Raw genomic sequence first — 7,702 nt, forward strand, 5'->3', positions numbered from 1 at the left:
ATTCCTCCCTGTGGGAGACATTCTGACCCGGCTTCGGATTTGTGCTGACTGACAGGACGCCTTCGCGGGCAAGCCCGCTTCCACATTGGAATGTATTTTCCCCTGTGGGAGCGGGCTTGCCCGCGAAGGCGTCAGACCGATCAACCCATCAATGCCTGACACTCAGATCAGCGAATCCCCGCCAATAACGTACGCGCCGTTTGCTTCAATGGCTCATCCCCCTCCTTGAGCAATTCATTAAGCAACTCAATCGCACTATCGATATCACCGTCATCGATGCAGGTCTGCGCCTGTTCAAGCTTCTGAGACCCGCCAGCCGGCTCAGGCTCCTGCAACGTCAGGGGTTCCAGAGCGTGCGAGGGCGGTGAATCGCCGAACTCATTGAGAAAGTCATCATCCAGCGGTTGCGCGTCGGGCTCGGGTATCCATTCCAGCTCCTGCTCCTCGATGGGCGCGGTATCGGGCAACTCGAAGTCCACCGGCAGCACCTCAAGGCTTGAGCCGGAAACGGCATCCGGCGACAGGTTTTCCCCTGCCGCCCGGCTCTCCTCCAGATCCCAGCTGGACGCCATCGACAGCTCGCCCAGGTTCAACTCGAACTCATCCTCAGGCGCAGCAACGACCGGCGCGGCAGCGACAACCGGCAACACCGGAGCAATCGGCGCCACGCTGCTGAGCTTTGGATGCCGCGCACGGATCACCGCCAGTTGCTGCGGATCGACCCCGGCCTCGCGCAAACGGGTTTCCTGTTGCTCATAGGCTGCGCTGTCGCCAAGGCGCCCCAGCACTTCAAGCAATTGCAAGCCCACGTCGGTACGTTCGGGGTGCTTGTCCAGGGCGTCACGCAGCAACCCGGCAGCCTCGTTCAGGCGTCCATAAGCCAGGTAGATCCCGACCGCTTCCAGCACATCACCGGCCGCCGGTTCTTCACGCTGTTCGGCAGTCGCGCTGGCGCGGGCTGAGGGTGCAACAGAAGGTTCATCCGGCTCCGGTGGCTGACTTGACGGAAAAATTGCCTGCGGCGCAGCATCCTCGGCTGCCAGTTGCCGGCGCCGACGCATGAATAGCCCGCCCCCCAACATACCCGACAACAGCAGCAAGCCGCCGAGCAGCGGCCAGTTGATGCCATCGTCCGCAGCTGGCGGTATTGCGCTCGCCGGCGCGGGAGCCGGCGGCGCAATGGTGGGTGCCGGGGGCTTTTGCAGTTCGCTCAGACGCGTTTGCAGCTCACTGATCTGCTTTTTGCCTTCGGCAATCCGAGTCTCTTGCGCCTGCAACTTTGCATTGAGTTCGTCGACGGTCTTTTGCAGTTGCTGGTTCTGCAGCACGCTGGCCGCCAGTTGCTCGGCCACGGCATCGTTGGCCGGCGCAGCAGCGGCTGCAGGCAGCGTTGGTGCGGCGGCGCGCTTGCCTTGGGCGCCTTGTGGCGCCGCCGTAACGGGTTCGACGCTGGGGAACTCAGAGGATTGCGCAGATGGCTCGGGTTCGTCCGTGGCCGGCACGATGCTCGGCGAACCGGGCGGATCGATCAGCACCGTGTACTCGCGCAGCAGGCGACCATTGGGCTGATTGAGCTGCAGCAGAAAATTCAGAAAAGGCTCTTTGACCGGTTTGCGCGATGTCACCCGGATCATCTGGCGATTGCCCTGCAGGATCGGGGTGAACTTGAGGTCATTGAGAAAGAACACCCGCTCGACCCCGGCCCGGCCGAATTCATCGGCCGTGGCCAGGCTCACCGAGAGATCGCTGGCACTGAGGCCAGCGGCATCGACCAGGGCGATGTCGGCCTTGAACGGTTGATTGAGGCCCGAGTGGATGGTGATGTCCCCCAGGCCCAGTGCCATCGACCAGGTCGAATAGCAAAATGCGCCAGCGACCAGCAGCCATTTGGCGCCACCGCGCAGTACCACGTGCCGACTTGCGTGCATGAGCATCCCTTAAATAAGCAAAACCGACTTCTATGCGTTCGCACATCCGGTACGAACACGATATTGCCCAGTAGTTCTTATAGTCGGCTCAGCGCAATCCCTCAAAAAAACGCCGTGCGGTTATGCCTCAAGATTTTTCCAGGTTGGCCAGAATGTGCCCGTGAACACGCATGCACACCTTCAAATCCGCCTCGTCCACGCCTTCGAACAATTCGTGGCGCAGCTGCGTGGCAATGGTTTCGATTTGTTCGATCAGCGGCAATGCCGGGGCACAGAGCACGATTTTTTTCGCCCGGCGGTCTTCCATCACGGATTGGCGTTGCACCAGTCCCTGGCTTTCCAGGCTATCGAGCAAGCGCGCAAGGGTCGGCCCTTCTACCCCGACGCTTTGCGCCAGCTCGCGTTGGGTCGGCGCCTCTTCGAAACGCGCCAGATGCAGCAGCACCAGCCAGCGCGCCTGGGACAGACCCAGACCGGCCAGCCGGCGATCCAGTTCGGCACGCCAGCCACGGGACATCTGGGCCAGCTGCATACCAAAACGGTGTTGATCGGTTAACGGCATAAAACACTCATGAGTAGACTGACAAATAGAGAAAAACTAATTATTAGTCAGCTAAGCATGACATTTGGCTATAGGCAAGAGCCGACCTGTACTGAATCGTTACATCTGAAAAGCCCCTCACCCTAACCCTCTCCCGGAGGGAGAGGGAACCGATTGGGGAATATTCGGGAAATACGCCGACCTGAATGCGCTGAGCTGAATCCGGAATCGATCCGGTATTTCAGGTCAATGTATAGGCTCCCTCTCTTATGGGAGAGGGAACCGATTGGGGATTATTCAGGAAATATACCGACCTGAATGCTCTGAGCTGAATCCGCAATCGATCCGGTATTTCAGGTCGAGAACTGAACCCAGAATCAACCCGGTATTTCAGGTCGATGTATAGCGCAAGACAACTCGGTCGGCCCCCTCTCCTGTGGGAGAGGGCTGGGGAGAGGGGCAAGGGGCGAATTACATCTCGAACTCGGACTGCAGCGCAGCCCTTACGCAATACAGCACACCTTCCGGAACCCGACCGGCGAACAGCTCGGCAATTTCGGCGACCGACGGTAACTCGCCCTCGCCGTCGAGGAATGCATCCTGCACCTCGCCCATCAGCTCTTCCGGCAAATCCAGTGCTTGTTCCAGCGACAGTTGCTGTTTGCCGATGGCCTCGGCGAGCATGGTGTAGACGTTCTTTTCCGAACACTGCAGCTGCCCGGCGATCTGCATCGGGGTCATGCCGGCGCGGGCCAGGGTGATCAGTTCGTGACGCACGTCGGCCACCGCTTTCGGCGCCTCGGCCTCGCCGCCGAGCACTTCGAGGAAGGCCTCGCCGTAACGCTCCAGCTTGCGCGCACCGACACCGCTGACCCGGGCCATGTCGGCCAGCGAGGTCGGCTGGCTGCGGAGCATTTCCAGCAGCGTCGAGTCGGGGAAGATAACGTACGGCGGCACGCCATGTTCTTCCGCCAGCTTGCGCCGCAGCGCGCGCAGGGCTTCCCACTGCTCGCGCTCTTCGCCGCGCACCAGTTGGCTGGCCGGGCTCTTGCTGGCGGTCTTGGCGGTGACTTGCGGCTTGAGATCGCGGCGCAGTTCCAGGCTCACTTCGCCCTTGAGCAACGGCCGGCAGGTGTCGCTCAGACGCAAGCCGCCATAACCTTCATGATCGACATCCGCCAGACCGCGCGCCACCAACTGGCGGAACAGCGAGCGCCATTCGCTCTCGCTCAGCGCCTTGCCGACGCCATACACCGACAAATGCTGGTGGCCAAAGCTGCGGACCTTTTCGTTGTCCTTGCCCAGCAGCACATCCACCAGATGGCCGACGCCGTAGCGCTGGCCAGTGCGATAGATCGCCGACAGCGCCTGACGCGCCGGCTCGGTGGCGTCCCAGGTCTGCACGCCGTCGACACAGTTGTCGCAGTGGCCGCACGGCTCGGGCAGGTCTTCGTCGAAATACGCGAGCAGCGCCTGGCGGCGGCAGCGGGTTTCTTCGCAGAGCGAGAGCATGGCGTCGAGCTTGTGCTGCTCCAGACGCTTGTGGCGCTCGTCGCCTTCGGAGTTCTGCAGCATCTGTTTGAGCATCACCACGTCCTGCAGACCGTAGGCCATCCACGCGTCCGCCGGCAGACCATCACGGCCGCCGCGACCGGTTTCCTGATAATAGGCCTCAAGGGATTTCGGCAGATCGAGGTGCGCGACGAAACGTACGTTGGGCTTGTCAATGCCCATGCCGAACGCCACGGTGGCGACCATGATCAGGCCTTCCTCGTTGAGGAAGCGCTTCTGGTGATAGGCGCGCAGATCGTTGGGCAGACCGGCGTGGTACGGCAGCGCCGGGAAGCCCTGTTCACTGAGGAACGCGGCGACTTCTTCGACCTTTTTGCGCGACAGGCAATAGACGATGCCGGCATCGCTGCGCCGCTCGGCGAGAAACGCCAGCAACTGCTTGCGCGGCTGCTCCTTGGGCACGATGCGGTAGAAGATGTTCGGCCGGTCGAAGCTCGACAGGAAGCGCTCGGCGTTCTGCAGGTGCAGGCGCTCGACGATTTCTTCGCGGGTGCGCTTGTCGGCGGTGGCGGTCAGGGCAATGCGCGGGACATTCGGGAATAACTCCGCCAACTGTCCCAGTTGCAGGTATTCGCGACGGAAGTCATGGCCCCATTGCGACACGCAATGCGCTTCGTCGATGGCGAACAGGGCGATCTCAAGGCTCTGCAGGAAGGCCAGCATGCGCGGCTGCACCAGACGCTCGGGAGCCAGGTAAAGCATTTTCACTTCGCCACGCTTGATCCGGTTGGCCAGATCGCGCTGCTGTTCGGCGCTCAGGGTCGAGTTCAACGCTGCCGCCGCCACGCCCAGCTCTTCGAGGGTGGCGACCTGATCGTCCATCAGCGCGATCAACGGCGACACCACCACCGCCAGGCCGTCGCGCAACAGCGCCGGTACCTGGAAGCACAGCGACTTGCCGCCACCGGTAGGCATCAGCACCAGCGCATCACCGCCGCTGGCCACGCGCTCAATGATTGCACCCTGACGGCCACGGAAACTGTCGTAGCCGAAGATGTCCTTGAGGACGCGTTGAGCCTGTTCGAGCATAAAAACTCCAAAAATCTACCGAAACATCCCTGCACAGGCTGGTTCAGGACAGCCACGGCTGCTTAAACAAAACGTAAGAGCGCATTGCCGAAGCAGCGCAATACGAGCAGGGAGCGCAAAACGCGGCAGTATACCCGAGGCCTTCCCGGCAGGGGGTGCCGCTGAGAAGACACTGATTAATCTGCAACACATACCCCTGTAGGAGCTGCCGCAGGCTGCGATCTTTTGATGTTGTTTTTAAAGATCAAAAGATCGCAGCCTGCGGCAGCTCCTACAGGGGTAATGTTGTGTCCGGGCCGGCAAATCTGCCATGCGGCTGGCTTGAGCGCTCAAGAAGGCCTAGAATTCCCGCATTGTTTATTCCCAAGGTAGCCCCGTAATGTCCTTCGCTGAGCAACTAACCCGCCTGCAAGTCTTTCTCGACGCCGACGAGCTGCACGAAGAGGCGCTGGATTACGTGGCCGCCCACGGTTACCTGACCGCGCTGTCGATCTGCGCCGAAGACGTACCGGAGCGTGAGTGGATCGACGCCCTGTTCGCCGAAGAGCCGCATTACAGCAGCGAGGCCCAGCGCGAAGAGATCGAAGCCACCCTGATCGGTCTCAAGGCCCACATCGCCCGCCAACTGGCGTCCGACGAAGAATTCGAGCTGCCGTGCGAGCTGGACCTGGGCGACGACCCGGATGACTCCGAACTGCGCGGCTGGTGCATCGGTTTCATGGAAGGCGTGTTCCTGCGTGAAGCGGCCTGGTTCGAGACCGCCGAAGAAGAAGTCAGCGAAATGCTCCTGCCGATCATGGTCGGTTCCGGTCTGTTCGACGAACAGCCAGAATTCGAAGACATCGCCAAAGACGCCAACCTGATGGACGACATGATCGTGCAGATCCCGGAAGCCCTGACCGCGCTGTACCTGCTGTGCCAGGCGCCCGACGAAAAACCGGCGATCCTCAAGCCACGTCACCACTAAGACCCGGCCTATGGACAACCCCATAGGCAACCGCCCCCTGATGTTGCGCTACATCCTGCTGGCCATCGGCTGGCTCAGCGTGGCATTGGGGGTGATCGGCATATTCCTGCCGGTCCTGCCCACCACCCCTTTCCTTCTGCTGGCAGCCGCGTGCTTCGCCCGCAGTTCCCCGCGCTTCTATCAGTGGCTGGTCGAGCACCCGAAGCTTGGCCCGTGGATTCGTGATTACCTTGATGGCAACGGCATTCCGCTCAAGGGCAAGGTCTACGCCATCGGGCTGATGTGGGCGAGCATACTGTTTTCCTGCTACCTGGTGCCCCTGCCGTGGGCGCGGGGGTTCATGTTGACCAGCGCCGTGCTGGTGACGGTCTATATCTTGCGGCAAAAAACGTTGCGTAAATCCTGAGCGGAGTCAGCCCCTACCGTTCGTCTTAATGCCTACCTGAACTGTCAGATCTGACAGTAGCCCGCCCCCGCATTTCATTGTGTGATATCGGCTCCTGATCGAGTTGCCGATCTTTCACCCTGGAGCGCGTCATGGACATTCAGTCTTCTGTACTCAACCAGCTCTTCACCCTCTATCCGGTCATTATTCAGGGCTGGATCACCCCGGTGAAACCGGACGGTACCGCCGACGGAGGGATTGCCCGGGCTATTTATGACGACCAGCCCAACGGCCTCGAATGCCTGGTCGATCCCTGGTCGGAACTGGCACTCAGCAATTCGACCATGACGGTCAACGACCGGGTGGATCTGTATGTCAACGACGACCCCACGCCTGCGGCGGGCAAAACAGTCATGGCAGGAGAAGAAAATCTGCGCCTGGCGCTCTACATCCCCCATGGCCGGCTCAATCAGGGGGTCAATCGTTTGTGGTACCGAGTCACCCGCGTGGGCGGCAATACCGAAGACTCCCGTGACCTGAAGGTGCTTTACAACTTGCGCGCCTCCACCAGCCTGAACCTGGTCATTCCTCCTGACGTGCTGGCCAATGGGGTTGACGCAACCCGTGCCGCACAGGGTGTGTTGTTTACATTCACCTACAACAACCGCCGACCTTTCGACCGCATCCAGCTCCGAGTGGGTGACTTCAGCACCACCTTCGATGTACCCAATGCTCCAGCACCCATTACCCTCACGTTGTTCAGCGATGCGTTTAAAAGAGCAGGTGACAACCCGGAAGCCGTCGTCGACTTTTTTGTCATCGACCAGCTCGGTAACCGCGCCGTGTCCCCCGAGCAAGTGCTGGACATTCATCTGGATCGCCTCGATCTGCCAGCACCAACCGTCGAGGGGCAAAGCGGCAACAACTACACGCCGACCTTGCAGGACGTCACCGCTGTCGTGCCGCCAGGGTCGCTGCTGCCGACCGACAAGATCACTGTCACCTGGCAAGGTGCTCCCGGCAGCGCGGCAGCCGGCTCCTTCACCAGCCCGCAGCGGCTGGTCAGTGCCGGACTCAGGTTCGTGGTACCGCGCTCGGTACTGGCCTACAGCCTGCGCAAACAGGTCACCGTGACCTATGTTATAGAACGAAATGGCGTCATTCGGACCTCACTGCCTTTGCAACTGAACATCCTGCCTCTACCCACCACTGCCCTGATCCCGCCCAAAATCATCGAGGCCGACGCCAACAACGTTCTGGATGTGACCCTTCTCGGCGAT

Annotated in this window: 5 protein-coding genes and 1 pseudogene; 3 read left to right on the forward strand and 3 right to left on the reverse strand. The window is 60.9% G+C overall.

What is annotated here, in order from left to right:
• Positions 1 to 167 precede the first annotated feature (167 nt).
• The 3 genes from ACXR0M_RS26710 to recQ form a co-directional block, all read right to left on the reverse strand.
• Positions 168 to 1,928 (reverse strand): FimV/HubP family polar landmark protein, encoded by a 1,761-nt coding sequence (locus ACXR0M_RS26710; RefSeq protein WP_458834609.1) that lies wholly within the window; start codon positions 1,926 to 1,928, stop codon positions 168 to 170.
• A 127-nt stretch (positions 1,929 to 2,055) separates the two neighbouring features.
• Positions 2,056 to 2,490 (reverse strand): MarR family transcriptional regulator, encoded by a 435-nt coding sequence (locus ACXR0M_RS26715; protein ID WP_007919713.1) that lies wholly within the window; start codon positions 2,488 to 2,490, stop codon positions 2,056 to 2,058.
• A 450-nt stretch (positions 2,491 to 2,940) separates the two neighbouring features.
• Positions 2,941 to 5,070, reverse strand: coding sequence for a DNA helicase RecQ (gene recQ, locus ACXR0M_RS26720; protein ID WP_458834610.1), 2,130 nt, complete (start codon positions 5,068 to 5,070; stop codon positions 2,941 to 2,943).
• 379 nt (positions 5,071 to 5,449) lie between these two features.
• Here recQ and ACXR0M_RS26725 point away from each other — a divergent pair, with 379 nt between their 5' ends.
• From ACXR0M_RS26725 to ACXR0M_RS26735, 3 genes and pseudogenes are all read left to right on the forward strand, one after another.
• A complete protein-coding gene (locus ACXR0M_RS26725) occupies positions 5,450 to 6,037 on the forward strand; it encodes a UPF0149 family protein (protein WP_039765475.1) in 588 nt (195 codons plus the stop codon).
• 10 nt (positions 6,038 to 6,047) lie between these two features.
• Entirely contained in the window at positions 6,048 to 6,443 is a 396-nt protein-coding gene (locus ACXR0M_RS26730) for a YbaN family protein (RefSeq protein WP_458834611.1), read from the forward strand.
• Between the two features lie 131 nt (positions 6,444 to 6,574).
• Positions 6,575 to 7,702, forward strand: a pseudogene (locus ACXR0M_RS26735) (hypothetical protein); the annotation flags it as partial.

It is taken from the genome of Pseudomonas sp. Eth.TT006 (genome assembly GCF_054456575.1).

Bases quoted from the DNA above. Each gene is read 5' to 3' on its own strand.
- ACXR0M_RS26710 (WP_458834609.1), bottom strand. From the start codon at position 1,928: ATGCACGCAAGTCGGCACGTGGTACTGCGCGGTGGCGCCAAATGGCTG.
- ACXR0M_RS26715 (WP_007919713.1), bottom strand. From the start codon at position 2,490: ATGCCGTTAACCGATCAACACCGTTTTGGTATGCAGCTGGCCCAGATG.
- ACXR0M_RS26730 (WP_458834611.1), top strand. From the start codon at position 6,048: ATGGACAACCCCATAGGCAACCGCCCCCTGATGTTGCGCTACATCCTG.
- ACXR0M_RS26725 (WP_039765475.1), top strand. From the start codon at position 5,450: ATGTCCTTCGCTGAGCAACTAACCCGCCTGCAAGTCTTTCTCGACGCC.
- recQ (WP_458834610.1), bottom strand. From the start codon at position 5,070: ATGCTCGAACAGGCTCAACGCGTCCTCAAGGACATCTTCGGCTACGAC.